Origin of the sequence: Actinoplanes cyaneus (assembly GCF_016862095.1) — a bacterium.
Taxonomy (GTDB): Bacteria; Actinomycetota; Actinomycetes; order Mycobacteriales; family Micromonosporaceae; genus Actinoplanes; species Actinoplanes cyaneus.
This window is the reverse complement of record NZ_BOMH01000036.1, coordinates 22,701-48,753: the sequence shown is the minus strand read 5'-3', so window position 1 is coordinate 48,753 and position 26,053 is coordinate 22,701. Positions and strand designations below refer to the sequence as shown.

General features: G+C 69.4%; 21 protein-coding genes. 11 read left to right on the top strand and 10 right to left on the bottom strand.

What is annotated here, in order from left to right:
- Positions 1 to 20 precede the first annotated feature (20 nt).
- Positions 21 to 1,100 (top strand): inositol-3-phosphate synthase, encoded by a 1,080-nt coding sequence (locus Acy02nite_RS22660; RefSeq protein WP_203743659.1) that lies wholly within the window; start codon positions 21 to 23, stop codon positions 1,098 to 1,100.
- A gap of 97 nt (positions 1,101 to 1,197) precedes the next feature.
- Here Acy02nite_RS22660 and Acy02nite_RS22655 read toward each other — a convergent pair whose 3' ends face one another.
- The 5 genes from Acy02nite_RS22655 to Acy02nite_RS22635 form a co-directional block, all read right to left on the bottom strand.
- Positions 1,198 to 1,653 (bottom strand): methylated-DNA--[protein]-cysteine S-methyltransferase, encoded by a 456-nt coding sequence (locus tag Acy02nite_RS22655; RefSeq protein WP_203743657.1) that lies wholly within the window; start codon positions 1,651 to 1,653, stop codon positions 1,198 to 1,200.
- Positions 1,654 to 1,708: 55 nt separating this feature from the next.
- On the bottom strand, positions 1,709 to 3,376 hold the full coding sequence (locus tag Acy02nite_RS22650) for a hypothetical protein (protein ID WP_203743655.1): 1,668 nt from the start codon (positions 3,374 to 3,376) through the stop codon (positions 1,709 to 1,711).
- Complete coding sequence (locus Acy02nite_RS22645) at positions 3,346 to 4,470, bottom strand: glycoside hydrolase family 113 (protein WP_203743653.1); 1,125 nt, start codon at positions 4,468 to 4,470, stop codon at positions 3,346 to 3,348. The genes Acy02nite_RS22650 and Acy02nite_RS22645 overlap by 31 nt, the downstream gene beginning before the upstream one ends.
- Positions 4,467 to 5,969 carry a glycosyltransferase family 2 protein gene (locus tag Acy02nite_RS22640; protein ID WP_203743651.1) on the bottom strand — a complete coding sequence of 501 codons (1,503 nt, stop codon included), beginning with the start codon at positions 5,967 to 5,969 and terminating at the stop codon, positions 4,467 to 4,469. The genes Acy02nite_RS22645 and Acy02nite_RS22640 overlap by 4 nt, the downstream gene beginning before the upstream one ends.
- Positions 5,970 to 6,250: 281 nt before the next feature.
- On the bottom strand, positions 6,251 to 7,681 hold the full coding sequence (locus Acy02nite_RS22635; RefSeq protein WP_203743649.1) for a CCA tRNA nucleotidyltransferase: 1,431 nt from the start codon (positions 7,679 to 7,681) through the stop codon (positions 6,251 to 6,253).
- A gap of 90 nt (positions 7,682 to 7,771) precedes the next feature.
- Here Acy02nite_RS22635 and Acy02nite_RS22630 point away from each other — a divergent pair, with 90 nt between their 5' ends.
- From Acy02nite_RS22630 to Acy02nite_RS22595, 8 genes are all read left to right on the top strand, one after another.
- Positions 7,772 to 8,659, top strand: coding sequence for a hypothetical protein (locus Acy02nite_RS22630; RefSeq protein WP_203743647.1), 888 nt, complete (start codon positions 7,772 to 7,774; stop codon positions 8,657 to 8,659).
- Positions 8,660 to 8,708: 49 nt separating this feature from the next.
- Positions 8,709 to 10,469, top strand: a complete 1,761-nt coding sequence (gene murJ, locus Acy02nite_RS22625; RefSeq protein WP_203743645.1) for a murein biosynthesis integral membrane protein MurJ — start codon at positions 8,709 to 8,711, stop codon at positions 10,467 to 10,469.
- A 270-nt stretch (positions 10,470 to 10,739) separates the two neighbouring features.
- Entirely contained in the window at positions 10,740 to 12,293 is a 1,554-nt protein-coding gene (locus tag Acy02nite_RS22620) for a protein kinase family protein (protein ID WP_203743643.1), read from the top strand.
- Positions 12,294 to 12,446: 153 nt separating this feature from the next.
- A complete protein-coding gene (gene sigM / locus Acy02nite_RS22615; RefSeq protein WP_239175100.1) occupies positions 12,447 to 13,160 on the top strand; it encodes an RNA polymerase sigma factor SigM in 714 nt (237 codons plus the stop codon).
- Positions 13,157 to 14,143 (top strand): RsmA family anti-sigma factor, encoded by a 987-nt coding sequence (locus Acy02nite_RS22610; protein ID WP_203743639.1) that lies wholly within the window; start codon positions 13,157 to 13,159, stop codon positions 14,141 to 14,143. The genes sigM and Acy02nite_RS22610 overlap by 4 nt, the downstream gene beginning before the upstream one ends.
- Positions 14,144 to 14,248: 105 nt before the next feature.
- Positions 14,249 to 15,208: a thioredoxin-disulfide reductase gene (gene trxB, locus Acy02nite_RS22605; RefSeq protein ID WP_203744171.1), complete on the top strand. Its 960-nt coding sequence runs from the start codon at positions 14,249 to 14,251 to the stop codon at positions 15,206 to 15,208.
- 19 nt (positions 15,209 to 15,227) lie between these two features.
- The gene (gene trxA / locus Acy02nite_RS22600) at positions 15,228 to 15,554 is read left to right on the top strand and encodes a thioredoxin (protein ID WP_203743637.1); all 327 of its coding nucleotides are present in this window, start codon (positions 15,228 to 15,230) and stop codon (positions 15,552 to 15,554) included.
- Between the two features lie 103 nt (positions 15,555 to 15,657).
- Entirely contained in the window at positions 15,658 to 16,866 is a 1,209-nt protein-coding gene (locus Acy02nite_RS22595) for an N-acetylmuramoyl-L-alanine amidase (protein WP_203743635.1), read from the top strand.
- A 28-nt stretch (positions 16,867 to 16,894) separates the two neighbouring features.
- On the opposite strand, the gene Acy02nite_RS22590 is transcribed toward Acy02nite_RS22595, so the two are convergent.
- Entirely contained in the window at positions 16,895 to 17,545 is a 651-nt protein-coding gene (locus Acy02nite_RS22590) for a GNAT family N-acetyltransferase (protein ID WP_203743633.1), read from the bottom strand.
- A gap of 184 nt (positions 17,546 to 17,729) precedes the next feature.
- Between Acy02nite_RS22590 and Acy02nite_RS22585 the strand changes: the two genes are divergently transcribed.
- Positions 17,730 to 19,028, top strand: a complete 1,299-nt coding sequence (locus tag Acy02nite_RS22585; RefSeq protein ID WP_203743631.1) for an aminotransferase-like domain-containing protein — start codon at positions 17,730 to 17,732, stop codon at positions 19,026 to 19,028.
- The gene (locus Acy02nite_RS22580; protein WP_203743629.1) at positions 19,025 to 19,990 is read left to right on the top strand and encodes a D-alanine--D-alanine ligase family protein; all 966 of its coding nucleotides are present in this window, start codon (positions 19,025 to 19,027) and stop codon (positions 19,988 to 19,990) included. Before Acy02nite_RS22585 ends, Acy02nite_RS22580 begins: the two co-directional genes overlap by 4 nt.
- A 164-nt stretch (positions 19,991 to 20,154) precedes the next feature.
- Here the strand turns inward: Acy02nite_RS22580 and Acy02nite_RS46615 are convergent, their stop codons facing one another.
- From Acy02nite_RS46615 to Acy02nite_RS22560, 4 genes are all read right to left on the bottom strand, one after another.
- Complete coding sequence (locus Acy02nite_RS46615) at positions 20,155 to 21,123, bottom strand: hypothetical protein (protein ID WP_239175135.1); 969 nt, start codon at positions 21,121 to 21,123, stop codon at positions 20,155 to 20,157.
- A 1,247-nt stretch (positions 21,124 to 22,370) separates the two neighbouring features.
- Positions 22,371 to 22,964, bottom strand: a complete 594-nt coding sequence (locus Acy02nite_RS22570) for a VC0807 family protein (protein WP_203743627.1) — start codon at positions 22,962 to 22,964, stop codon at positions 22,371 to 22,373.
- Between the two features lie 331 nt (positions 22,965 to 23,295).
- Positions 23,296 to 24,366 (bottom strand): ParB/RepB/Spo0J family partition protein, encoded by a 1,071-nt coding sequence (locus Acy02nite_RS22565; RefSeq protein ID WP_203743625.1) that lies wholly within the window; start codon positions 24,364 to 24,366, stop codon positions 23,296 to 23,298.
- A complete protein-coding gene (locus Acy02nite_RS22560; RefSeq protein WP_425548067.1) occupies positions 24,363 to 25,634 on the bottom strand; it encodes a ParA family protein in 1,272 nt (423 codons plus the stop codon). The genes Acy02nite_RS22565 and Acy02nite_RS22560 overlap by 4 nt, the downstream gene beginning before the upstream one ends.
- Positions 25,635 to 26,053: the final 419 nt, after the last annotated feature.

Below are 26,053 nucleotides of genomic sequence, written 5' to 3'. Positions count from 1 at the left end.
ACAACAAGGAGGCAAACGCGATGGGTTCCGTCCGCGTCGCCATCGTCGGTGTGGGTAACTGCGCCTCGTCCCTCGTGCAGGGCGTGGAGTACTACAAGAACGCCGACCCCAACGACCGCGTCCCGGGTCTCATGCACGTGACCTTCGGCGACTACCACGTTTCCGACGTGAAGTTCGTCGCGGCGTTCGATGTGGACGCCAAGAAGGTCGGCATGGACCTGAGTGAGGCGATCGTCGCCAGCGAGAACAACACGATCAAGCTGACCGACGTGCCGCCGACCGGCGTCACCGTGCAGCGCGGCCCGACCTTCGACGGTCTGGGCACGTACTACCGCGAGATCATCGAGGAGTCCTCGGCCGAGCCGGTCGACGTCGTCCAGGCGCTCAAGGACGCCGAGGTCGACGTTCTGGTCTCCTACCTCCCGGTGGGCTCCGAGCAGGCCGACAAGTTCTACGCCCAGTGCGCCATCGACGCGGGTGTGGCATTCGTGAACGCGCTGCCCGTCTTCATCGCCTCCGACCCGGAGTGGGCGCAGAAGTTCACCGACGCCGGCGTCCCGATCGTCGGTGACGACATCAAGAGCCAGGTCGGCGCCACCATCGTGCACCGCGCGCTCGCCAAGCTGTTCGAGGACCGCGGTGTCGAGCTGCTGCGCACGTACCAGCTGAACTTCGGCGGCAACATGGACTTCATGAACATGCTGGAGCGCAACCGCCTGGTCTCGAAGAAGATCTCGAAGACCCAGTCGGTCACGTCCCAGATCCCGCACGAGATGATCAAGAGCGACGTGCACATCGGCCCGTCGGACCACGTGCCGTGGCTCGACGACCGCAAGTGGGCGTACATCCGCCTCGAGGGCCGCTCCTTCGGTGACACCCCGCTGAACGCCGAGCTCAAGCTCGAGGTGTGGGACTCCCCGAACTCGGCCGGCGTGATCATCGACGCGGTCCGCGCCGCGAAGATCGCGAAGGACCGCGGCATCGGTGGCCCGATCCTCTCGGCGTCCTCCTACTTCATGAAGTCCCCGCCCGTGCAGTACAGCGACCACGACGCGCACAACGCCGTCGAGGGCTTCATCAAGGGCGACGTCGAGCGCTGACGCACCCCTGACCTGAGAAGGCCGGCTCTCACCGAGAGCCGGCCTTTTCCTTCATCCGCACAACCCTTGTCCAGTACGTCGTGATTCCGCTCACAGTTCAACTCCAGGCGCGAGTCAGCGCGACCCGGGCCTCGAGCTCCAGCAGTTTGCGCTTGCGCTCGAGACCGCCACCGAAGCCGACCATCTTCCCGCCGGCGCCCACCACCCGATGACACGGCACGATCACCGGCACCGGGTTGTGGTTGCAGGCCGTGCCCACGGCCCGAGCCGCGCCCGGATCACCCAGCGCGGTGGCGATCGCCCCGTAGGTCAGCATCTCCCCATACGGAATCTTGGCGATCTCGGCCCACACGGCGCGCTCGAACTCGGAGCCGCCGCGCATCTCCACCGGCACCGTGAAGTCGGTCAGCTCACCCGTGAAGTATCGCCTGAGCTGCTCGGACGCCGGGTGCGCGGTATCCGTGCCGGGGCCCGCGCCGAAGCGCACCCCCACCACGACGTCGCCCTCGACGACGACGCCGAGCGGCCCGATCGGTGACTCGACGACGAACATGCCTCCCAGTGTGCCCGTCACCCCTGACAGGAACTGAGGGCAGTGCGCCCGGCGCCTACGACGGGAGCTGATAGACGATGTAACCGTCGGCCTCGTAGAGAACCTCGGCGCCGGTCATCGCGGCCGCGCCGTGCAGGGCAGTGAACACCGCGTCCGCGCCCCGCGGCCCGGCACCACGCATCAGCACCACGTGCGCGCCCACCGAGCGCGGCGATGCCAGCGCCCGTTTCCAGACGTTCGCGCGGCCGATCTTCGTACCGTCGTAGATGACCCGGTCGAGAACGGGGAACGCGGCGCGCTCGTTGCCGACCAGGTCCAGCATGATCGGGCCGCTGGTGTGCGCCGCGAGGAAGTCGGCGACCCGCACCTGGTCCTGCTGTGCCGACAGGTCCTCGGTCACCTCGCGGACGCTGACCAGTCCGTCCTGCCGGAACGCGGTGATCGAGAGGCCGGCCATCCCGACCACGACGATCAACGCGGCCGACGGGATCACGCGCCTCGGGAGCCGGGACACCAGGTAGCCGGTCAGGATCGCCGCGGGCAACGCGCCGACCAGGGCGAACCGGGCATTGAGCAGGTACTCGTTGACCGGCGGCATGCCGATCGGCGCCTGTCCACGGTAGATGGTGTACAGGAAGAACGGCATGATCGAGCCGAGCACGAGCACCGGCAGCGACCGGGCCGACAGGCGCTCACCGATCAGGAAGACCAGCAGGCCGATCGCGGCGACGACGATGACCACGAGGCCGTGGTCGGCGAGCAGCGCATTGCCGTACGCCAGCAGGGTCTTTCCGAGGTTTCCGGTTTCGACGTCGGTGGTCCGCCGGGCCATCTGGTCGGCGCTGGAATTCGGCCCGGTGAGGAAGTTCAGTGGCGAGCCGGCGATCATCCAGTTGTAGAGCATCCAGCCGATCGACGACGTGAGCACGCCGAACGCCGCGAACATGCCGGTCAGGCCGCGGGTGTCCGGCCAGGAGCAGCCGATCCGCCGGGCGATCACCGGGACGACGAGGGTGAGCATGCCGGCCAGGAACCAGCCCTCGTACCGGCAGAGCATGGCGAGCATGCTGGCGAGCGACGCCTGCAGCAGGAAGGTCGGCCGCTCGGTGTCCGCCCAGCGGATCATGCCGTACGTCGCGGCCAGCGCAAACGCGTAGAACGGCAGCTCGTCCATCGACGTCGACTGGTGGTGCAGCATGTTCGCGCCGAGCATGAACACGGCCGCGCCGGCGTATCCGGGTGAGACGCGGTCCGGGCTGTAGACGCGGATGATCCGGTAGATCAGCACCGCGCACGCGACGAACGAGGTCATCGACACGATCGAGCCGGCCAGGCCGGTGGTGTAAAGCGTCGTGTTCCACGCGAAGAGCGACTGCAGGATGTGCGGCAGCGGCAGCCAGATCGCGCCGAGCTGCGCGATGCCGGTCGTCCGGCCGGTCAGGATCCGGCGGCTGATCTCCAGGTGGGAGTAGGTGTCGTGGTAACCGAGCAGGTGGCCGGTCCGGTAGAAGTACACGCACGCGACGACGGCCAGCACGCTCGCGGTCACCGCGACGACGATCGCGCCCCGGTCGGCGCGGTGTTCCTGTCCCGGGTCGCCCGGCCGGCGCAGGCGCGTCAGGTGACGCAGCTGGATCTCCTGCGTCAGGCTGCCGACCGCATCGGCCCGGGTCCGGTCGGACGGGATCGTGGTCATCGGCCCGGCCATCCGGAGGCGAAGCATTCCTTGATCGCCTGGTCACCGCGGCCGATGAACGAGCCGGCGTCGTAACCCGCGGCGTTCGCCGGGTCGGCCCACGCGTCCAGCGTCCAGAAGTAGATGCCGGCCAGGTGCAGCGACTTCGCGGCCGCGCAGGCACCGGCGAACCAGCGGATCTGGACCTGCGGCGTGACGGTCTGCCCGTCGCCCGGCCAGCTGGCCGGCAGCTTGTAGGCGCCGGTGACGGCGGCGATCCCGATCTCCTGGATGGTGGTCCGCTCCAGTCCCTGTGGGCGCTTCAGCAGCCACTTCTTCCAGGCCGCGGTGATCTGCGCGACGGTCGCCGCATCGTTCAGGTGCAGCTGGGGATAGGCGTCGAGGCCGCTCTCGGTGCCGGGAACACCGGGCCGGCCGGTCGCCCAGACGCCCCAGTTGTCGGCGTAGATCAGCCGGCCGGTGAAGATCCGGTCCGCCTCGGCCACCGTCGTGCGCCACCGATCCTGGTACTTCACCAGGGAATCCAGCTCCGAGCCGACGACGAAGCCGTCCGCCCGTGCCTCCTGGGCCGCGGTCAGATAAGGAAGAAGAGTTTTCCCGTACGACGTGAACCAGCCATCGACGTCGGACGGTTTGATGGATCCACGCCAGACACCGGCGCCCTTGAGGTTCACCTCGGCGATCAGCGGCCGGACCAGGACCCGCAAACCTCGTGCCCGCGCCAGGCCGATCACCGTGCGCAGGTCGCCCGGCGTCGGGGTGACACCCGCCGTCGTGTAGACCCGGGTCGGCTTCGCGCCGTCGGTGTAGATCGGGAACGTGATGCCGACACTGTTCGCGCCGAGCCCGACGATGTAGTCCAGCAGGCGGACGGCATTGGCGCGCACCTGCTCCGGCGTGTTGACCTCGTGCCAGTAGATCTGCACGCCCAGCTCCGCCGTGGTGGCCGGCACGGACGCCGGCGACGCCGGGGCGACCGTCGACGGTGTCGCGGTGACCGGCTGGGACTGCGGCGTGCTCTCCGGGGTGCGTGCCGCGCTCGCCGGGAGGTGCGGCGCGAGCGAGCCGCAGGCGGCCAGCTGGGTGGCGAGCAGCGCCACCGCGATCATCTGCCGGTTCACGGCATACCGGAAACGGCGCTGGAGACGACCGGCCGGCGCGACTGCGGGATCGCGACCTCCGCGTCGTCGTCGTCCTCGGCGTGCCCGTGCGGGGTCTTGTGCCAGCCACGCTTGCCGATGGCCAGCTCGAACACCGCGATGTAGGTCGAGACGCTCATCCACAGCCACATCACCTGGGCCATGAACATGTACTTCAGAAGGCGGAACCGCCCCTGCGTCCGCGGTGCCTCGACCAGCGTCGTCTGGACGAGCTCGAGCATGATCCCGAAGTTGCCGATCACCAGCAGGGCGGTGGCCGTGTAGTAGATCGGCGCCGGGAACAGCTCCACGATCACCGGCGACCCGGTTGCGAACCAGGCGACGGTCAACCCGAGGAAGAGCGGGTTCAGCAGGAACGTCAGCGGCGTGCCATAGGTCATCAGAAGAAAGGCGAGCCACCGATGTACGCCCATCCGCCCGGCCGTGCGAATCGGCCGCCGGCTGTGCACCAGCGCGGTCTGCAGGTAGCCGCCTTTCCAGCGACGCTGCTGCTTGTCCACCACCCGGCTGGACACCGGAGCCTCTTCCAGGGTCACCGAGGCGAGCAGGTCCACGCGGTACCCGGCGGCGGCCAGCCGCGCGCCGAGATCGGCGTCCTCGGTGAGGTTGTGCGGATCCCAGACCAGCCCGCCGGGGAGGGCGACCTCCTGCAGCACGCTGACCTTGAAATGGTTCGACGTGCCGCCCAGGGGGACCGGGAGACCGAGTCGCGCGAGGCCGGGCAGGAAGTGCCGGAAGTGGACCTTGTAGCCGACCCAGTACAGGGCGGACACCCAGTTGGTGTCGTCGTTCCAGAACACCAGCTCGGCTTGCAGGCAGACGACGTCGCGCCGGGCGAGGCGGAACGTGGCCACGGCGAGCAGCAGCTGCTCGGGGTCGGGGCGGTCCTCGGCGTCATAGATCGTGACGTACCGGCAGCCGTCGGCGACGACCAGCGGGAAGGCCACGTTCATCGCGTTCGGCTTGGTCTTCGGGCCACCCGGCGGGATCACCACGACCACGACGTGACTCAGTGGACCCTGCGCGGTCGTACCGTCGCCGTGCACCCGCAGGCCCATCGCGGCCGCGGCCGCCAGGGTCTCCTCGTCGTCCTGCTCGATCAGCAGGTAGACGTGCAGCTTCTCGCGCGGATAGTCCAGTCGGCCGACCCGCGCCACCAGCCGGCGCAGCATGTTGGCCTCGTGGTGCACCGGAAGCAGCACGCCGTAGTGCGGCAGCACCCGCGACGACCTCATCGGCGTGGTCAGGATCATCCGATGCCCGCGCCCGGCCGTCGTCACGAACAGCTTGAACAGCGCGAAGATCAGATAGAAGCCGACACACGCGCCGACGATCACGGTGACGGTCAGTCGTGCATTGGCGAACAATCCGTAGCCGATCGCGGCCAACGCCATTCCGCCGGTTACCCGCTGCCCCGTTCCGAGCAGTTTGCGGGCTGTGCCGGCCATTGCCGCTGCCACGCCGATCGCCTCCCGCCCGCACCTCGTCCACCCGCCGGGAAATGCTTTCGGCAGGCGCAGAAGTGCAGGTTATGAGGCCCCTGGCGGGCCTGGATCCACCGTTCAGCCGGATTGGATTCGTACTGCTCACGCCGTTGTTCACGCCGTTCAACCGCGCGATGCGGTCGATTCGACGACGGGTGCCCGTTTGGATGGCAATACGAGATCACCATCCGTAACGCAATGATCGCTCTCGATCACGTAGGCGGTGTTTCGTAGTGTGGACTGGCGCGAAGCGCCCGCTAAGAGATGTGGCCCTGCTCGCGCGCCCAGCGGAAGAGCTCCGCCTCGGCCTCGTCATGATCCAGCGGCCCGCGGTCGAGGCGCAGCTCCTTGAGGTGACGCCAGGCAGCGCCGACGATCGGGCCGGGCGGCACGCCGAGCAGCTCCATGATCGCGTTCCCGTCCAGGTCGGGGCGAACCTTGGCCAGGTCCTCCTCGGCTGCGATCCGGGCGATCCGCTCCTCGAGGGCGTCGTAGTCGGCGGCCAGGGCGGACGCCTTGCGCCGGTTGCGCGTGGTGACGTCGGACCGGGTCAGCTTGTGCAGGCGGGACAGCAGCGGCCCGGCGTCGGTGACGTAACGACGGACCGCGGAATCGGTCCACTCGCCCCGGCCGTAACCGTAGAAACGCAAGTGCAGGGCGACCAGCCCGACCACGTCGGAGGTGACGTCCTTCGGGAACTTCATGGCCTTCATCCGCTGCTTGGTGAGCCGCGCGCCGACCACCTCGTGGTGGTGGAAGCTGACCCGCCCGTCACGCCCGACCGCCTTGGTGGCCGGCTTGCCGACGTCGTGCATCAGCGCGGCCATCCGCAGCACGAAGTCCGGGCCCTCATCGCCCTCGAGCCGCATCGCGTTCATCACCACGATCAGCGTGTGCTCGTAGACGTCCTTGTGCTGGGCGTGCTCGTCGATCTCCAGCTTCAGCCCGGCGATCTCCGGCAGGAACCGGTCGGCCAGCCCGGTGTCGACCAGCAGTCGCAGACCGGTGATCGGGTCGGCGCCGCAGAGCAGCTTGGTGAACTCGTCCCGGATCCGTTCCGCGGTGATCCGGTCGAGATCTGCCGCCATGTCCCGCATGGCCGCGATGACCGGCTCGTCCACAGTGAAGCGCAACTTCGCCGCGAATCGGGCGGCCCGCAGCATCCGAAGTGGATCGTCGCCGAACGAGGACTCCGGGGTTCCCGGCGTACGGATGACCTGCGCGGCCAGGTCCGCCAGCCCGCCGAACGGGTCGGTGAACTCGTGCCCCGGCAGCGACACCGCCATCGCGTTGATCGTGAAGTCGCGGCGGGACAGGTCCTCGATCAGCGAGGTGCCGTAGGACACCACCGGATTGCGGGTGACCCCGTCATACGCCTCGGCGCGGAACGTGGTGATCTCGATCCGCAGACCGTTCTTCTGGATGCCGATCGTGCCGAACTCGCGACCGGTCTCCCAGATCGCGTCAGCCCAGCCGTGCACCAGCTCGAGCGTCCGCTCGGGCCGGGCATCGGTGCAGAAGTCGAGGTCGTCGCCGAGACGACCGAGCAGCGCATCCCGCACCGACCCGCCGACGAGGTGCAACTCGTGGCCGGCGGCGCCGAACCGGCGCCCCAGCTCGTCGGCGACAGGGGACACGCGGAGCAACTCGGCTACCGCGTTCTGCTGGGCGTTGTTCAACACAGACATGGGATTACCAGGGTATCGGGCCGCGAGCGCGCTCCCGGGTGGCGGGGTCGCCGGACCGTGGCGTGGTCGTTCCGGAACGCGACGGGCAGGATGGGACCCGTGCCGCTTTCCGAGGCGCTGCGTCGGCTGAGCCTGGATCCCGGGTTCTGGTCAGGCGAGTTCAGCGACGCCGATCTCCTGCCCGACCTGCTTCGCGCCTCCTTCCCGGTGGTGGGCGGGTATGCGCTGGTCCTCGAGATCGAGGTGCCCTCCGGCGAGCGGACGCTCGGGCTGCGCCGTCCGGCCGCCAGCGAGCCGGTCCAGCTCGGCTGGGCTCCGGCCCGCGGGCCCTACCCCGCCTCGCTGCGCTGGTGGGAGCTGGAGATGTGCGCCCGGGTGATCGCGCTGGCCGACCCCACGCTGCCGCATCCGGGGCTGGTGGTCGCACTGCTGTCGCCGTTCGCGCCGGTGACCGGGGACGACGACGCGCCGGCCGTGGCGGCGATGCGCGAGGCGGCGTACCGGTCGCTGCGCCGCGAGGTGCCGCCGCCCGCCCCCTCCGGGCCCGAGCAGGCGCCGCTGCCGCTCTTCACCGACGAGCGCTGGTGGCCGTCACCTCCGGCGCCGTCACCGCAGGTGCTGAGCGAGGCGACGATCGCCGAGCTCAGTTTCCCGGCCCAGGCGATGGACCAGGTCCGCGCGGACAAACGCTTCCCCCACGAAGACCTCCTCGATTTGGTACGTCGTGCCGGCGCCCGTCTCGATCAGCTCCCCGGCCAGGAGTGTTACTCGGTGGGCCGCCCGCTGGCCCGCACGATCGCCGGCTCGGGCGACCTGGCACGGCTGCCGGAGCTGGTCGGCGCGCTGACCGAGGCCGGCTGTGACCACCCGACTGTTCTGGACGCGCTGAGTGAGCCCCTGGTCCCGCTGGAGGCCTGCTGGGTCGTCGAGACGCTGGCCGGGGTCGAGCCGGGGACCCTCCTGCGGCGCCACGTCTGAGCTTTTCTTCTATGGTGGCTCCAACATCGGTACGGCTCGGGAGGCAAGGGTGAACGGCGGCCTGTACCGCAGCACGCACGCGGCGCCGGACGGTGACCCGCGGCCGGAGGACGGCGTGACGGTCGTCTCGGTCGATGACCAGATCCCCACGGCCGGCGGTGACCAGGCACTGCCCCCGGAGCGGGTGCCGGCCGGCGAGAGCGAGGGCGGCAGCACCACCGGGCAGAGCGCGATCATGGCGATCGGCAGCCTGGTCAGCCGGATCATCGGCTTCGTCCGCAATGCGCTGATCGGCATGGCGCTCGGGGCAGGCGTGGGCGATGCGTACACCAGCGCGCAGTTCCTGCCGAACCAGATCTACGAGCTGCTGCTCGGCGGCATCCTGTCCAGCGTGCTGATCCCGCTGCTGGTGCGGCGGCGCAAGGCCGACCCGGACGGTGGGCAGGCGTTCACCCAGAAGCTGCTCACCTTCGCGGTGGTCACTCTCGGTCTCGCGGCGCTGCTGGTGGTGGCGGCCGCGCCGGTGATCACCGCGATCCAGGCCAGCTCGGAGAACAGCGCTGCCTACAAGGACCTGGTCACCCACTTCGCCTACCTGATCCTGCCGATCATCTTCTTCACCGGCGTCTCCGCGTTGATCGGCGCGGTGCTGAACGTGCGCGGCCACTTCGCCGCGCCGATGTGGGCACCGATCCTGAACAACCTCGTGGTGATCGCCACCGCCGGGGCCTTCCTGCTGATGTTCGGGCGCGGTGACCTCACCGTCGACAACATCTCGCCCGCGCAGATCGCGCTGATCGGCGGCGGCACCCTGCTCGGCATGGTGGTGCAGGCTCTCGGCCTGCTGCCCGCGCTGCGCAAGGTCGGTTTCCGCTGGAAGCTCTCCTGGGATCCGCGCTCGCTCGGCCTCGGCGAGATCGGCCGGCTCGCCGGCTGGATGCTCTGCTACGTCGCGGCGAACCAGGTCGCCGTCTTCGTCATGGTCAAGATCCTGAACCGGGTGGCCGGCAAGGGCAGCGCCAGCGTGCTGGCCTTCAACAATGTCTTCCTGCTGACCATGATGGCGCACGGCATCATCGGCGTGTCGGTGATGACGGCACTGCTGCCGAAGATGAGCGCGGCCGCCGCCGAGGGCCGGTTCGCCGACGTCAGCGCCGACCTGACCCGCGGCATCAAGCTCACCGTCGCGGCACTCGCGCCGATCTCGGTGGTCTATGCGGTGCTCGGCGTGCCGATCTCGGTGATGCTCTTCGAGGGCGGCAACTACACCCACGCCCAGGCACTGGACACCGGCACGGTTCTGACCGTCGCGGCGTTCGCGGTGATCCCGCTGTCGGTCAGCTACCTCTGCACGTACGCGTTCTATTCGCTGCAGGGCAACAAGACCGTCGCGCTGATCAACCTTCCGGTGGTGGTCGTCCGGGTCGCCGCGTACCTGATCTTCGCGGCGGGGCTCAGCAGGGGGCTGCTGGCCGCCGGGATGACCGCCGCCAACGCGATCTCCTACCTGGTCTCGGCGCTGGTCTCGCTGGCCGTGCTGCGCCGCAGGGTCGGCCGGCTGAACCTGGGCTCGGTGGCCGCCGCGCTGATCCGGGTCGCGATCGCCGCCGCGGTGGCCGGCGCGCTCGGCTACCTCGTGGTGCGTCTGCTGCCGGGCGCCGGTGAGCCGGACGGCCGGATCGAAGCGCTGATCCAGCTCGTCGCCGGCGGCGCCGTGATCCTGATCGCCTATCTGGTCGCCGCCACGCTGCTGCGCGTCCGCGAGGTGAGCCAGGTCGTCGGCATGGTGCGTCGCAAGATCGGCCGATAGCGGCCGGTCCTGGTGCCGGGCCTGCCCTGAACAGGGGCACTTCAACCGGATTGCCCGGAAAACCACCCGTTCGTACGGGACCGCGCCGATGCCGCGCCGGGGGACGACCTGCCGGAGCATGGCCGAGTACGGGTATGGTCGTTGTCGGCATGTGCTCGGGGGCACCCTGCCCCGAACACCACGGACATTGCCTCGAACACCAGGGACATTGCCCGGAACGCCAAGGACAGTGCCCCGGACACCGAGGTATGCACCACCGAGGGAGGACTGGTGACCCAGGTCGGCGAAGGCCATGAGACCGCGGCCGACGAGGGCGGACCGGTCTTGACCTTCGGTGAGCCCACCGCTGGTGAGATCCTCGCCGAGCGTTATCAGCTCGAGCAGCACGTGAACGACGACAGCGCCGGGCGACAGGTCTGGCGCGGGATCGACGTGGTGCTGCGACGGCCGGTCGCGGTCGTTCTCCGGCATCCGGGCGGCGACTCCGCCGCCGAGATGCTGCAGGCGGCGGTCGCGGCGAGCCGAGTGCTCCACCCCAATCTGGTCGGCGTCTACGACGCCATCGACGAGCAGGAGCGGGCCTACGTGGTCCGCGAGTGGGTCGACGGCGAGTCGCTGCGCGATCTGGTCGCCGCCGAGGGCCCGCTGGACCCGGCGCGGGCGGTCGCGATCGCGCACTCGGTCGCCGACGCCCTGGCGGCCGTGCACGCCACCGGCATGATCCACGGCAACGTGCACCCCGGCACCACGCTGATCGGCGACGACGGCCGGGTCGTGCTGGCGGACGCGCGAGCCGATGCCGCGGACAGCACCGAGGCCGACGTCCGCGCGGTCGGCGGCCTTCTCTACTTCGCGCTCACCGGCCACTGGCCGCACGCCGAGCTCAGTGCTTCGGCGCTGCCGGATGCGACCCGTGACACCTCCGGCAGCCCGGCCGCGCCGCGGCAGGTCCGCGCCGGTGTCCCGGCCTACCTCGACGACCTGACCATGGATCTGCTCGACCGGCGGGTGGCGGCGCCCGCCGCCGAGGCGATCACCGCCGAGCTCAGCCGGCTCGACGCGGCGGCAGAGGACGAGGAGTTCGAGGATGTTGGCCCGCTGCGCTTCACGCAGGCCGGCGGCGCCCCGAGCGAGCCCGGCCGCAGCACGCGGAAGATCCTGCTCGGCGTCGGTGCCCTGGTGGTCATCGCGGTGATCGGCCTGATCTTCGGCATCCAGGCGATCAACGACTCCAGCAAGCCGGACGCGACGCCCTCCACGCCGGCGCAGGTCGACCCGGGCGGGCAGCCCGGCGACGCCGGCACGGCGAGCAGTGCGCCGCTCGGCAACCCGGTGAAGATCCCGCTGACCGCGGACATGGTGCGGATCGTCGACCCGCCGCAGGGCGACCGCAACGACGAGGGCGAGTCGAAGTTCGTCGTCGACGGCGACCCGGACACGTCCTGGAAGCTCTCCTACTACTTGCAGCCGAACTTCGGTGGCCGCAAGGAGGGGATGGGTGTCCTGATCCACCTGCCGCAGCCCCGGGCGCTCTCCGAGGTGCGTGTCTCGTTGTCCGCCCCCGGCGCCGTGATCGACCTCCGGGTCGGCGACAAGGACCCGGGCAACAGCCGCGATGGCGACAAGGCGATCGTCAGCTCGTACACCAAGCTGAGCGATGCCGACGGCGCTGACGCGAACACCGGTGACAAGCAGATCCTGAACGGCTTCGACCCGGACACGAAGTACCAGTACGTGCTGGTCTTCCTCACGAAGCTGCCGCGCAACGAGGACACCCCGGGCTACCAGGTCAACGTCAACGAGATCGAGCTGTACGGGTACTGATCGAACCCGCGAACCGCGAAGAAGGACCGGCCCGGCGGGCCGGTCCTTCTGTCGTTCACGGCCCGGGGGCACTCAGATTGATCTCAGACGATCGTTATCGCGCCGCGTCCACCGACGCCACGGGATGCGGACCCGATGGCTTACTTTGTTGACGTGGCTTTCCGGGATGTGACGCCCGGCGGAACCGGCCCGGAGGACCCCGCGCCGAGCGACGCCGAGCTGGTCCGCGCCCACGTGGCGGGTGACCCGGAGGCGTTCGGCGAGCTGGTCCGGCGGCACCGCGACCGGCTGTGGGCGGTCGCCCTGCGCACCATCGGTGACCGCGAGGAGGCCGCCGACGCGGTGCAGGACGCGCTGCTCTCGGCGCACCGCGCGGCCGCCGGTTTCCGCGGCGACTCGGCCGTCACCACCTGGCTGCACCGGATCGTGGTGAACGCCTGCCTGGACAGGGTCCGCCGGCGTCAGGCGCATCCGACCGTCCCGCTGCACGACGGCAACCGTTCCGGCGACGAGCGGCCGGCCGGCCCGGAGCCGATCGCGCCCACCCCCGATCAGGACACCGTGCTCCTCGTGCGGGAGGCGCTGGCCGCCCTGCCGGTCGATCAGCGCGCCGCCATCGTGCTGGTCGACGTGCAGGGGTATGGGGTGGCCGAGGCCGCCGAGATGCTCGGGATCGCCGAGGGGACGGTGAAGAGCCGGTGCGCGCGCGGACGGGCCCGGATGGCACTCGCGCTGCGGGAGCTGCGTGGCGCTCCGAGTGAACCGCGGCACGCCGGGAACCGGACGGGCGCGCGGGACGTCTCATCCCGGTCGGGCAGCACGGTGACGTCGTTGCCGGCCGGGCGGGAACGGAGGGACCAGCAGTGACGGGCGCCGAGTTCCACGGGGTCGACATCGACCTGCTGGCCGACTATGTCGGTGGCGCCCTGGACGGCACCCCCGAGGCGGACCGGGTGGCCGCGCTGATCGCCGGCGACCCGGCCTGGCGGGAGGCGTTCGAGGTGCTGGCGCCGGAGATGGCGACGGTCGGTGCGCTGCTCGGCGATCTCCCGGCGGAACCCATGCCGGACGACGTGGTGGCCCGGCTGGGGGCCGCGCTGAGCGCGTTTCCGGCGGGCGGGGCGGTGACCGACGCCGTGCCGCGGGAACCGGCGGAGCCCGCGCACAGCGGCGTCGATGCCGTACCGGGAAGATCGGCGGAGCCCGTGCACAGCGGTGTCGACGCCATGTCGGGGAGATCGGCGGAGCCCGCGCCCGGCAACGCCGACGCCGTGTCGCGAACCGTCGTGGATCTTGACGAGCGGCGCCGGAAGCGCGGCAACCGCGGATGGGGCCGCCTGGTCGCGCCGATCGGCATCGCCGCCGCCGTCGCCGGCCTCGCGGGATATGGATTGTTCGCCTCGACCGATGCCGCGCAGGAGGACAAAGCCTCCACGGCCGCTGCCGGGGCCCCCGAGCCGATGCTGGCCGCGTCGATGCCGGCCCCGACGACCAGCGGCCTCGACTACACGCTCGGCACGCTGGGGCAGAGCGTCATGAACGCGGACGCCGCCGGCACCCCGAAGAGCCTGCCGGAGCTCTCCGGGCCAGAGCTCTCCGGGCCGGAAAGCACCGGGCTGGAGCGGCTGACCGCGCCGGGCGCGCTGGGCGACTGCCTCGCCGAGATCGCCCGGGAGAACGCCGGCGGCCGGATGACCGTCACCTCGATCGATTACGCCCGCTTCGAGGGTGAACCGGCGCTGGTGGTCCGATTCGCCGCGTCGAACGGCGAATGGGCCTGGGCCAGCGGCGCCGACTGCGGATTGCCCGGTGGCGGCGCGGACACCCTGGGTTCGGTCCCGGTACGCTGAGCAGCGCCCCTCGGCGTGAGGTCGGACACGAGCCGGACCGCGGGGAATGGTGAATGCCTAGCATGGCGTTCTACCGGCGTGGACACAAACCTTGAGGAGTCGGCAGTGGACGAGGTCCGCAATCTGATCATCATCGGTTCCGGGCCGTCCGGCTACACGGCGGCTCTCTATGCCGCTCGTGCCGAGCTGAAGCCCCTGGTGATCGAGGGTGTGCAGTCCGGCGGCGCGCTGATGACGACCACCGAGGTGGAGAACTTCCCCGGCTTCCGCGACGGCATCATGGGCCCCGAGCTCATGGACAACATGCGCGCGCAGGCGGAGAAGTTCGGCGCCGAGTTCATCACCGACGACGTCAGCCGCGTCGAGCTGACCGACAAGCCCACCGAGGCCGGCACCGAGGGCCTGAAGACGGTGTGGGTCGGCGACAAGAAGTACTTTGCCCGCGCCGTGATCCTGTCGACCGGCTCCGCGTGGCGCCCGATCGGGGTGCCCGGTGAGCAGGAGCTGCTCGGCCACGGCGTGTCGGCCTGTGCCACCTGTGACGGCTTCTTCTTCCGCAACCAGCACATCGTGGTGGTCGGCGGCGGCGACTCGGCGATGGAGGAGGCCACGTTCCTCACCCGCTTCGCCGAGACCGTGACGATCGTGCACCGTCGTGACTCGTTCCGGGCCAGCAAGGTCATGCAGAAGCGCGCGCTCGACAACGAGAAGATCAAGGTCGAGTGGAACTCGGTGGTCGAGGAGATCCTCGGCGCCGACGGCAAGGTCTCCGGCGTGCGGTTGCGCAACGTGCAGACCGACGAGACCAAGGTGCTCGACGTGACCGGCGTGTTCGTGGCGATCGGCCACGACCCGCGCAGCGAGCTCTTCAAGGGCCAGATCGAGCTGGACGACGAGGGCTACGTGAAGGTCGACGCGCCCAGCACCCGGACCAACATCCCGGGCGTCTTCGCCGCGGGTGACGTGGTCGACCACACGTACCGGCAGGCCATCACCGCGTCCGGCACCGGCTGTGCCGCCGCGCTGGACGCCGAGCGCTTCATCGCTTCATTCGTAGAGCTGTAAGACCGGGAGAGGGGTCCTCGTGGGAGCAACCAAGGCGGTCACCGACGCCACCTTCGCCAGCGACGTGCTGCAGTCGAAGAAGCCGGTGCTGGTGGATTTCTGGGCTGAGTGGTGCGTGCCCTGCAAGAAGGTCGACCCGCTGCTGGCCGAGATCGCCAACTCGGAGCTGGGTGAGCAGGTGGAGATCGTCAAGGTCAACATCGACGAGAACCCGCAGATCGCCATGCAGTACGGCGTGATGTCCGTTCCGACCCTGACGATCTTCAAGGACGGCGAGCGGGTCAACTCGGTGGCCGGCGCCAAGCCCAAGAGCTTCCTGGTGAACTTCATCGAGTCGGCGCTCTGATCGTCTTCTGAAGCCCCGCGTCCCGGTACGGACGCGGGGCTCCCTTTTGTCAGCCGGAGTACGCTCCGGAAGGTCGTCCCATCTCGCCCCTAGGGAGTCGTGAGTGCGGTCCATCCGACGCGGAGACACCGGCCCAGCCGTCTCCGAGATCCGGTCGATTCTGGCCGGCCTGGAGTTGCTCGTCGATCCGGCGCCGGAGTCCTCCGACCAAGCCCCGTCCGGCAAAGCCATCAACGGGGCCACGTCCGACGAAGCTCTGTTCGACGAGGGCTTGGAGAACGCTGTCCGCGCCTTCCAGCAGAGCCGCGGGCTCGGCGTGGACGGCATGGTCGGCGACGAGACGTGGCGCGCGCTGGACGGCGCCCGCTGGCGGCTCGGCTCGCGCACCCTGTTCCACTCCGTGCCGGACGCGCTGACCGGTGAGGACGTGCGCGCCCTGCAGGAGCGCATGCTCGAGATGGGCTACGACGCCGGTCGCACCGACTCGATCTACGGCGCGCGGACAGCTCGGGCGGTCGCCCAGTTCCAGCGCGAGGTCGGCCTGACGCCGGACGGGTCGTGCGGGCCGCAGACCATGAAGGCGCTGCGCCGGCTCGGCCGCAAGGTCGTCGGCGGGCGGCCGCAGTGGCTGCGCGAGGCCGAGGCGTTCCGCCAGTCGGGGCCGAACCTGGTGGGCAAGACCATCGTGATCGATCCCGGTCACGGCGGCGGTGACGACTCCGGTGTGGTGGTGCCCGACGGGCCGCTGCGGTGGACCGAGGCGGACCTCGTCTTCGACCTGGCGACCCGTCTGGAGGGCCGTCTCGCCGCGGCCGGCATGCGGGTGCACCTGACCCGGGGCCCGCAGCCCGCCGAGCCGATCAGCGCCGCGGACCGGGCCGCGCTGGCCAACAGCCTCGGCGCGGACCTGCTCATCTCGCTGCATCTGGACGGTCAGGCGTCGACCGCGGCCGAGGGTGTCGCGACCTATCACTACGGCACCGAGAGCGGCCTGAGCAGCACCGTGGCCGAGCGGCTGGCCAACCTGGTGCAGCGCGAGATCGTGGTGCGGACCGGGATGCACGACTGCCGGACGCACGCGAAGACCTGGGATCTGCTGCGGCTCACCCGGATGCCGACGGTGCGCGTCGACCTGGGTTACCTGACGTCGCCGGTCGACCGGGAGCGGTTGATCAACCCGATGTTCCGGGAGCAGATCGTGGAGGCGATCCTGGCTGCCGTGCAGCGGATGTACTTCCCGGTCGAGCGGGACGTGCCGACCGGCTCGATCGACGTGCGGCAGCTGCGGCTCGCGCTGGCCGAGCGTACGTAAATCGGCGTTTGAGCTTTTCCGGTCGTCGTCAGTTCTCCATGGAACTGGTCGCCGGCAGCGGGCGGAGAAGCTTCTCCGGGCTCATCGAGCCGAGGAGCTTCTCCAGCGCGTATTCGACGTCGGACTTCCAGGACAGCGCGGTGCGCAGCTCGAGCCGCAGACGCGGATAGCGCGGGTGCGGGCGGACCGTCTTGAAGCCGACCGACAGGAAGAAGTCGACGGGCGCAACGCACGCGCCCTCCTTCTCCTCATCCGGTTTCGCGTCGCCGAAGGCCTCGATCGCCTTCACGCCCCGCTTGGTCAGATCACGGGCGACGCCCTGCACGAGCATCCGGCCCAAGCCGCCGCCGGCGAACGCGGGCACGACGTTGGCCAGGGTGAGAAGCACAGCGTCGGCACTGACCGGGGAGGTCGGGAACGCCATCGAGCGGGGGACGTAGGCGGGCGGCGCGTACATCACGAAACCGGCGGGCATGCCGTCCACATACACCAGCTTGCCGCAGGAGCCCCACTCCAGAAGCGTCTGGGAGACCCAGGCTTCCTTCTCCAGCCCCGGGTCACCGGAGGCGCACGCACGTTCGGCGGAGACCGGATCAAGCTCCCAGTAGACGCATTGGCGGCACGGCCGGGGCAGGTCCTCCAGGGTGTCGAGGGTGAGACTGACGAGGCGTCGCGACATGCGGACCCCCTGCGCTGGCGGATGGACAACCGGACCGGCGCTCGCCGCGCCCTGGAAATCGTACGTCGCGGCACCCATGAACGGGAGCAGGTCGGGCGATGGGTGACTCCTCCTGCATGCATTTGGCGATTAGGCTGTCGACAGTTCACGTTTCGAGATTCGTCTTCTAAGAGGTGAGAACCGAATGTCCGGTACTACTCAGGACGACTACACCGATCGTTATGCGCGGCGGGTTCGTGGCATGACGACCTCCGAGATCCGCGCGCTGTTCGCCGTCGCCAGCCGGCCCGAAGTGGTGTCGCTGGCCGGCGGTTCGCCGTACATCGCCGCGCTGCCGCTCGACGCGGTCGGCGAGATGCTCAACCGGCTCGGCTCCGAGCAGGGCGCCACCAGCCTGCAGTACGGCATCGGCCAGGGCACGATCGAGCTGCGCGAGCAGATCTGCGAGGTGATGAGCCTGTCCGGCATCACCGGCGCCTCCCCCGACGACGTGGTCGTGACCGTCGGCGGGCAGCAAGCTCTCGACCTGCTGGCCCGGCTGTTCCTGGACCCGGGCGACGTGGTGCTCGCCGAGGGGCCGACCTACGTCGGCGCACTCGGCGTCCTCCAAGCCGCCCAGGCACAGGTGCGGCACGTAGCCATGGACGCCGACGGGTTGATCCCGGCAGCACTCGAGGAGGCCATCGCGGCGAACCCGCGGGCCAAGTTCCTCTACACGATCCCGACGTTCCAGAACCCGGCCGGCGTGACGCTCTCCGAGGAGCGGCGCGAGCAGGTGCTCGACATCTGCGAGCGGGCCGGGTTGCTGGTGATCGAGGACGATCCGTACGGGATGCTCTCCTTCGAGGGTGACGCCCCCCGCCCGCTGCGTGCCCGCCGCCGGGACGGGGTCTTCTACTGCAGCACGTTCTCGAAGACGTTCGCGCCCGGTCTGCGCGTCGGCTGGATCCTCGCGCCGCACGCCGTCCGGGAGAAGCTCGTCATGATGAGCGAGGCGAACGTGCTGTGCCCGAGTGCGTTCGCCCAGGGCGCGGTCACGCAGTACCTGACGACGATGCCGTGGCGCGAGCAGATCAAGGTCTATCGCGAGATCTACCGCGAGCGCCGGGATGCTCTGCTGAGCGCCCTCGAAGATCTCATGCCTGCCGGTACGACGTGGACCCGCCCGGCCGGTGGCCTGTTCGTCTGGGCGACCCTTCCCGAAGGGCTCGACTCGAAGGCGATGATGCCGCGGGCGATCGCGGCCCGGGTCGCCTACGTGCCGGGGACAGGGTTCTACGCGGACGGGACCGGCCGGAACAACATGCGGCTCAACTACTCGTTCTCCGCGCCGGAACGACTCCGTGAGGGCGTCCGGCGGCTGTCCGGCGTGATGGAGCAGGAGCTCGCCACCCGTGCCGTCTTCGGTGGCTCGACCACCATCTCGGCGCAGCGTCGTCGCGGCCCGGCCGCCGCCGACACCCCCGGCCCCGACTTGGCATGATCAGCACCATGGAGTTACGGGTTCTGGTTTTGGCGGGCGGTCTCTCGTACGAGCGGGACGTCTCCCTGCGGTCCGGTCGTCGCGTCCTCGACGCGTTGCGGTCCACCGGCATCGAGGCCGACCTGCACGACGTGGACGTCTCGCTGCTGCCGGCTCTGCAGGCCGACCCGCCGGACGCCGTGGTGATCGCGCTGCACGGGGCGACCGGCGAGGACGGATCGCTGCGCGGAGTGCTCGATCTGTGCGGAGTGCCCTACGTCGGTGCGGACGCGCGGACCGCTCGCCTCGCTTGGGACAAGCCGTCCGCGAAATCGCGACTGCGGGAGGCGGGGATCCCCACACCCGACTGGGTGGCGCTGCCGCACGATCGGTTCTCCGAACTGGGCGCCGTCGCCGTCCTCGATCGGATCGTGTCGCGCCTCGGGCTGCCGTTGATGGTCAAGCCGGCTCAGGGTGGATCGGGGCTCGGTGCCGCCGTGGTGCGCGACGCCGCGGATCTGCCGGCGGCGATGGTGGGGTGCTTCGGGTACGACTCGACGGCGCTCGTCGAGCAGTACGTCACCGGCACCAGCCTGGCCGTGTCGATCATCGACCTGGGGACCGGGCCGTCCGCTCTGCCGATCGTGGAGATCGTGCCCCGGGACGGGCTGTATGACTACGCGGCTCGGTACACGGCCGGGTTGACGACCTGGCACGTGCCGGCTCGACTTCCCGACGAGGTGGCCGCGCGGGTGACGGCTACGGCGCTGGAGGCGTATCAGGCCCTGGGGCTTCGTGACCTGTCCCGGATCGATGTGATCGTCTCCGAGGACGGCGAGGCTCAGGTGCTGGGCTGCAATGTGTCGCCCGGACTGACGGAGACGTCGCTGCTGCCGTTGGCGGTGCAGGCGGCCGGTGTGGATCTCGGGGCTGTGCTGGGGGCGTTGGTGGAGCGAGCGGTAGGGCGGGCTCGGCGGGGGTAGCCGGCCGTTCCTCGAGGCGATCCGGGCGTGACATCGGTGATGTCACGCCCGTTCCTGTTTCCCGCAGAGTGTCGGCCGCCGTTCTCCGGTGGCCGTTTCACGTGAAACACCGGCTCCCGGTACGGGGGCTCCTCTGCGGCCACGACCCGAAACCGGTGGTCGAGTTACGACTCGTGGTCGCCCGCTCCGGCAGCGGTGCCGGCAGCGCCCGTGCTGAGGACGCCGGAGTTGGCAGCGCTCGTGCTGGGCGCGCCGGTGCTGGGCGCGCTCGTCCTGGATGCGCCGGTGCTGGGCGCGCCGGTACTGGGCGCGCCGGTGGCGACGTAGCCGTCTCTGGCCGGGCTGCCGTGGGCTTCGTCGCCGCTCGGGCCCGGCACCCCGGCAGTCGATGGTTCCGGCGGCGTTCCCGTCGCGGTGCCTCCCGCCGACGGGGGCCAGGCATCGCTGCCGGGGCCTTCCCAAGCCGCCTCGCCCCGATCGGTGGCGCCGGCGGTGGTTTCCTCCACTGCGGGATCCCGAGGGGCGGTCGGATTCGCTGCGGTCGCCCACACCCCTTCGGTGAACTCATACAGCGACGATCTCTTGGGCGGGACCGCAGTCGACGTGTCCGCGAGAGGGCCACTCGGCGGAGGACTGCCTGCCGACGGATCGTCGTTGTGCCGCACCCACGGATCGGCCGGCGCGGCGCTCGCCCGGACATCGTCCAGCGTTGCGGGACGAGTGGCTTCCTCGCGATCGTCCTCCGGGTCGGTGCCCGGCACGTTCAGGGTCGCCGGTGATTCCCACTCGATGTGGGCCGGTTCCGCGATCGCCCGGCCGCCGAAGTCGGCGAGCCACGCGGCGACGAGCGACAGATTCTCCCGCCACTTCTGTTCGGGGATGACCGGCAGGATGTCGTCCCACAGCGAGAGGAACGTGCCGCGCAGCTGCAACCGCCCGTACGGCCGCGCCAGGAACCACATGTGCAGGTGCGCGGAGCCGTCGCCCCAGCGATTCACGTGGACGCGTGCCACATCGTCGAGCGATCGGATCGCGCGCTCGAGCCGGACCGTCATCACCCCGAGCTCGGCGGCCAGCAGGTTGGGCAGATCTCCCAGATCGAGGTGCGACCGGCACTCCAGGATCAGCACCATCGGGAGTCCCGTGGGACGGTCCATCGCCCTGACTCGCCAGCGTTCCGAGACCCAGATGTACGCGTCGTCGGGCGTCCCGCAAGCCACGCATTCTGACCCGTCCTCGCCGCTCCGTGGCGGCTCGACCTCCACGGGCGGGGCAAGTTTCTTGACCCGCATGTCGCCCTCGAACGGAAACGACGGCCAGCGGGTGAAGTCGGGCAGAGGGGCGGTGTTCTCAGACACGACGTGACCTTAGCCCAGGTCAGGACGGGCTGTCCCGGGCCAATTTCGCACGTTCGGGGGGACGGTGTCGAAGGCGCCCCGTGGAGGCCTCGAGCTGATCTAGCGGACGCCCAGAGAGGGGCAAACGTCGACCGGCATGAGCGCGTGTTTCTCCACACATGCGCCCCAAAGTTATCCACAGAAGTTATCCACAGCCCCACCAGTTTCACGTGAAACTCGACGTAGAACGCTTGGTGGCCCTGTGGATAGCGCAGTGGACAACTCCCAGTCCATCAACGTCGTTTCACGTGAAACGGGTCGCACTCCATCTCGGCACAGCAAAACCCACAGGCTGTGGATAGTGGTCGGTGCCCATGAATCGCATCGGCCGCTATCACCTCGCAGGGTTGCGTGGCAGTCGGTGCTAACGGTGCGGCTGGCCGCTTCAGCCGGGCGCAGCCCACTGCGACCGGGTCGGGCGCAGCCCATTGCTACCGGGTGGGGCGCAGCCCATTGCTACCGGGTGGGGCGCAGCCCATTGCGACCGGTGGGGCCGGCCAGCCAACGACCGGCCGTTTCACGTGAAACGGCGCAGGAAGCTCGAATAGCTCACGGTTAATCAAAACGGCGGCTACGGACCACCGCCGGATTCGGCCACTGCGCTGACGAGTCGCCGGACCGCTGAGTGTGGACTGCGGCCTCGCGATCCTCGGGGCATGCCCCGACGCGGCCGCTGCATCGCAGATCGGCACACCGCCGCAACGTTTCACGTGAAACGCGCAGGGGTGGCGCACCAGCTCATCCGAGCTGATGCGCCACCCCTGCCACTGGCTTGGTCTCTGCAGCACCGCCAGGCGACGGCCACGACCGGATCCCCGGCACCGGTATCACGTAATGGCCAGCCGACTCAATCCCGCAGCACCGCTCTCGGGCGAGGACCGGCCTACCGGATCCGCGGCACCGCTCTCGGGGAAGGACCGGCCTACCAGATCCCCAGCATCGCTCTTGAGGAAGAAGCGCCTACCGGATCCGCGGCACCGGAGTCAGGCGTTGACTAACTCACCGACCGCAGCTCGTTTGCGCGTCGCGATGTAGCGGGCATTCCACCCGATCAACAGAGTGAGCGTGACAACGGTCAGCAGCGTGGAGAGGCCCACCATGACGTCCACCGGCAGCAGGTAGACCAGAACGACGCGGACCACGGCCTCGGTCAGCAGCCCGCCACCCCACACCACGGAAGCGATCCGATGCCCCCGCCGCACCTCGGGGCTGTTCGCGTATTCGGCCGCGATCTCCGCTGCCTTCGCCGGCGTGAAGCTCTGTTGCGCGGAGAGTGTCAACGGCTTGCCTCCGCGAAGGCCCGTGACGAGGAACAGCGCCCCGATCACCGCGGCCATCATCGAATGCTTGATCAGAAGGAAACGCGCGTCCCCGGTCAGCAGAGTGAAGAGGAGACCGACCCCGAAGACTGCACCCATGACCATCGAGAAGTAACTGACGGTCCGGCTCCGCACGGCGACCCACACCAGACGGGCGCCGGCTGCCAGCGTCCCGGCGAGCAGGGCGGTCGTGTCGTCGGCGCCGAGGGCGTGCAGACCGTAGTAGGTAACCACGGGCAGACCGAGGTCCGCGGCCATCGAACGGATCATGGCGGTCACACCGGAGTCGAGTCGCATCACAGTTCTCCTTCGAGCGGGCCGACACCTTGGCGGCGATAAACAAATCTTCGCCGGGAAGGCACCTTGCGCGGGACGACCGAGCCACGGAGCTCAGCTGTCAACCGCCCGATGGACAGCCCAACCACAACTCGCGCAAAAGGGCCATTTCGAACTGGATCAAGCGCGGGGACACCAAGGTCCAAAACCCTAGGAGAATGGCTCTGACAGAACCGGAAAGGCATCCGGAACGGCCCTGGAAAACGAAAAAGGCGCACGTTCGAAAACGCGCGCCTCCCAGTGACTCGACCGCTCACTCCTCAGTGCCGGTGCGAGCCCCTTCCTCCTCGACCCCGATCATGCCCACTATCCGCTCGAGATCATCCACGGTCGCGAACTCGATCGTGATCTTGCCTTTGTTCCGGCCGATGTCGACCTTCACCCGGGTGTCGAACCGGTCGGACAGCCGATCGGCGAGATCGTTCAAAGCCGGCGCGTGCACCTTGGCCCGCCGAGCCGGCGCCGCCTTCTTCGCCGCTCGCCCGTCCAGCTCGGCCAGCTTCACGATCTCCTCGGTCGCCCGGACCGACAGACCTTCCGCAACGATCTTCTTGGCGAGGTCTTCCTGAGCTTCCGCGCCGGCGAGCCCGAGCAACGCCCGAGCGTGCCCCGCCGAGAGGATTCCCGCCGCGACCCGCCGCTGCACCGGCGCCGGCAGGTTCATCAGCCGGATGGTGTTGGAGATCTGCGGCCGGCTCCGGCCGATCCGCCGAGCCAGCTCCTCGTGCGAGACCCCGAACTCTTCGAGCAGCTGCGAGTAGGCGGCCGCCTCTTCGAGCGGGTTCAGGTTCGCCCGGTGGATGTTCTCCAGCAGCGCGTCCCGCAGCATGGCGTCGTCGGGAGTGTCCCGCACGATCGCCGGGATGGTCTCCTTGCCCACCGCCTGGGCGGCACGCCAGCGGCGTTCGCCCATGACGAGTTCGTAGCGACCGTCGCCGAGTTCGCGCACCACGATCGGCTGCAGGAAGCCGATCTCCTGGATCGAGATCTTGAGTTCTTCGAGGGCTTCCTCGTCGAAGACGTGCCGCGGCTGCTTCGCGTTCGGCTCGATGGACCCGACGGGCAGCTCGGCGAATCGGGCGCCCGGCACGGGCGCGAGTTCGTTCTCGAGGGCGGGCACGGGCGCCGGAGCAGGCGCGGGTGCGGGGCTGAGCGGAGCGGCCGAGGGGGAGGGCAGGCCGTCAGGTGCGACGGCGACAGCCGCACTCGGAACGGCCGACACCGGGGCGATCTCCGAACCGTTCTCGGCCGGCTCAGCGGCGGGCGCCGTGGGGATCAGTGCACCCAGGCCTCGGCCCAGGCCTCCCCGCGGACGATTCTTCATGCCGTGCCTCCCGTGTTGACCCCGCGCATCGCGATCTCGAGAGCCGCTTCGAAGTAGCTCGTCGCGCCCCTTGATCCCGGATCGTAGGTCATCACCGACTGGCCGTAGCTCGGAGCCTCCGACACGCGCACGTTCCGGGGAATGACCGCGTTCAGAACCTTCGCTCCGAAGTGGTTCCGGACGTCCTGCTCGACCGCGTCGGCCAGGCGGGTACGCCGGTCGTACATGGTCAACAGGATGGTGGAGACATCCAGGGTCGGGTTGAGGTGCTGGCGTACCAGGTTGATGTTGTTGATCAGCTGGTTCAGGCCTTCCAGCGCGTAGTACTCACACTGGATCGGGATCAGCACTTCCTGCGCCGCGCAGAGCGCGTTGACCGTCAGCAGGCCCAGCGACGGCGGGCAGTCGATGAAGACGTAGTCGAACTTCTCGGGGTGCCCGGCGATCGCGCGGGCCAGGCGGGACTCACGAGCCACCACCGACACCAATTCGATCTCGGCACCGGCCAGGTCGATGGTGGCCGGCACGCAGAACAGGTTCGGGATTCCCTCAACGCCCTGGGCCACCTCTGCCAGCGGCACATTGTCGATGAGGCAGTCGTAGACGTCCGGCACACCGGCGTGATGCGGCACGTTGAGACCGGTAGACGCGTTGCCCTGCGGGTCCAGGTCGACCACGAGCACCCGGTTGCCGTGAAGCGCGAGCGCCACCGCCAGGTTCACCGTGGTGGTCGTCTTGCCGACGCCGCCCTTCTGATTGGCAACGCAAATCACCCGTGGGTGGTCCGGGCGCGGCATGATGATCTCGCCGCTCGGGTTGAGGATCTGCACAGCTCGCAACGCTTCCATGGCCAGGGGTGGATCGTCCTCAACCCCGCCCGGCGTTTCACGTGAAACATGCTCGCCGGGCTGAACAGAGGCACCTGAAGTGGGGATCGTGGTGGACGCCGGGGCAGCGGAAACCTGCCCGACTGCCGGCACGCCCGAACGTGGCGATGGCGCGCGCCCACGGAAATCGTCCGGCTGACCGGGCGTGGGCACGCCATACCCATAAGTGGAGCCGGAGGCAGTCGGTTGGTAGCCGCCGGGACGTGGCTGAGGAACGCCCTGCTCACCGGCGTGCAGCCCACCCGCGTTCACTCCCGACGACCGGTCGAGAGGCGACTCGGTTTCACGTGAAACACCGTACTCATGCACCGCTTTATCCCTGTTGGCTAGGAACGGGTCGGCCGGCGAATCGTGTATTCCGGCGGGAGAGATCCGGTCCACACTATCGACGCTTGGCCAGCCTACGGCCGCCGGGCGAACGTCGCTATGTTCGTGCACAGGATGAGTCGAGCGCAACGTCGCATTGTTGTCCACAGGCGCGTCGACAAACATCATCACGCCCGACACAAGCCTCAAATCACCGCCATAGCTCGCGGTCACGGGCGGCTCGAGGCGGTCCCGTTGCTCACGGTCTCCATCAGAAGGATGACTTCCCGTACGGCCATCGCTGCTCCCCATGACACCCGGGGAGGTCCCGTCCAGCACACGCCCCCGCTCCTCCCGCGCACCACGAAACGACTCAGCGGCGCCCGGAACCACGGCTGACTGCGTGCCACCGCAAGCTTCCTTGTCGTGGTCCACCGCCGTACCGGGAGCCATTGTTTCCCGTGAAACATCGCTTTCCGCCGAGCGGTGAACGG

Coding starts and splice junctions, on each gene's coding strand:
- Acy02nite_RS22660 (WP_203743659.1), top strand. CDS start 21: ATGGGTTCCGTCCGCGTCGCCATCGTCGGTGTGGGTAACTGCGCCTCG.
- Acy02nite_RS22655 (WP_203743657.1), bottom strand. CDS start 1,653: ATGTTCGTCGTCGAGTCACCGATCGGGCCGCTCGGCGTCGTCGTCGAG.
- Acy02nite_RS22650 (WP_203743655.1), bottom strand. CDS start 3,376: ATGCTTCGCCTCCGGATGGCCGGGCCGATGACCACGATCCCGTCCGAC.
- Acy02nite_RS22635 (WP_203743649.1), bottom strand. CDS start 7,681: ATGTCTGTGTTGAACAACGCCCAGCAGAACGCGGTAGCCGAGTTGCTC.
- Acy02nite_RS22630 (WP_203743647.1), top strand. CDS start 7,772: ATGGGACCCGTGCCGCTTTCCGAGGCGCTGCGTCGGCTGAGCCTGGAT.
- Acy02nite_RS22590 (WP_203743633.1), bottom strand. CDS start 17,545: ATGTCGCGACGCCTCGTCAGTCTCACCCTCGACACCCTGGAGGACCTG.
- Acy02nite_RS22585 (WP_203743631.1), top strand. CDS start 17,730: ATGTCCGGTACTACTCAGGACGACTACACCGATCGTTATGCGCGGCGG.
- Acy02nite_RS22580 (WP_203743629.1), top strand. CDS start 19,025: ATGATCAGCACCATGGAGTTACGGGTTCTGGTTTTGGCGGGCGGTCTC.
- Acy02nite_RS46615 (WP_239175135.1), bottom strand. CDS start 21,123: ATGGTGCTGATCCTGGAGTGCCGGTCGCACCTCGATCTGGGAGATCTG.
- Acy02nite_RS22570 (WP_203743627.1), bottom strand. CDS start 22,964: ATGGCCGCGGACCTCGGTCTGCCCGTGGTTACCTACTACGGTCTGCAC.
- Acy02nite_RS22565 (WP_203743625.1), bottom strand. CDS start 24,366: ATGAAGAATCGTCCGCGGGGAGGCCTGGGCCGAGGCCTGGGTGCACTG.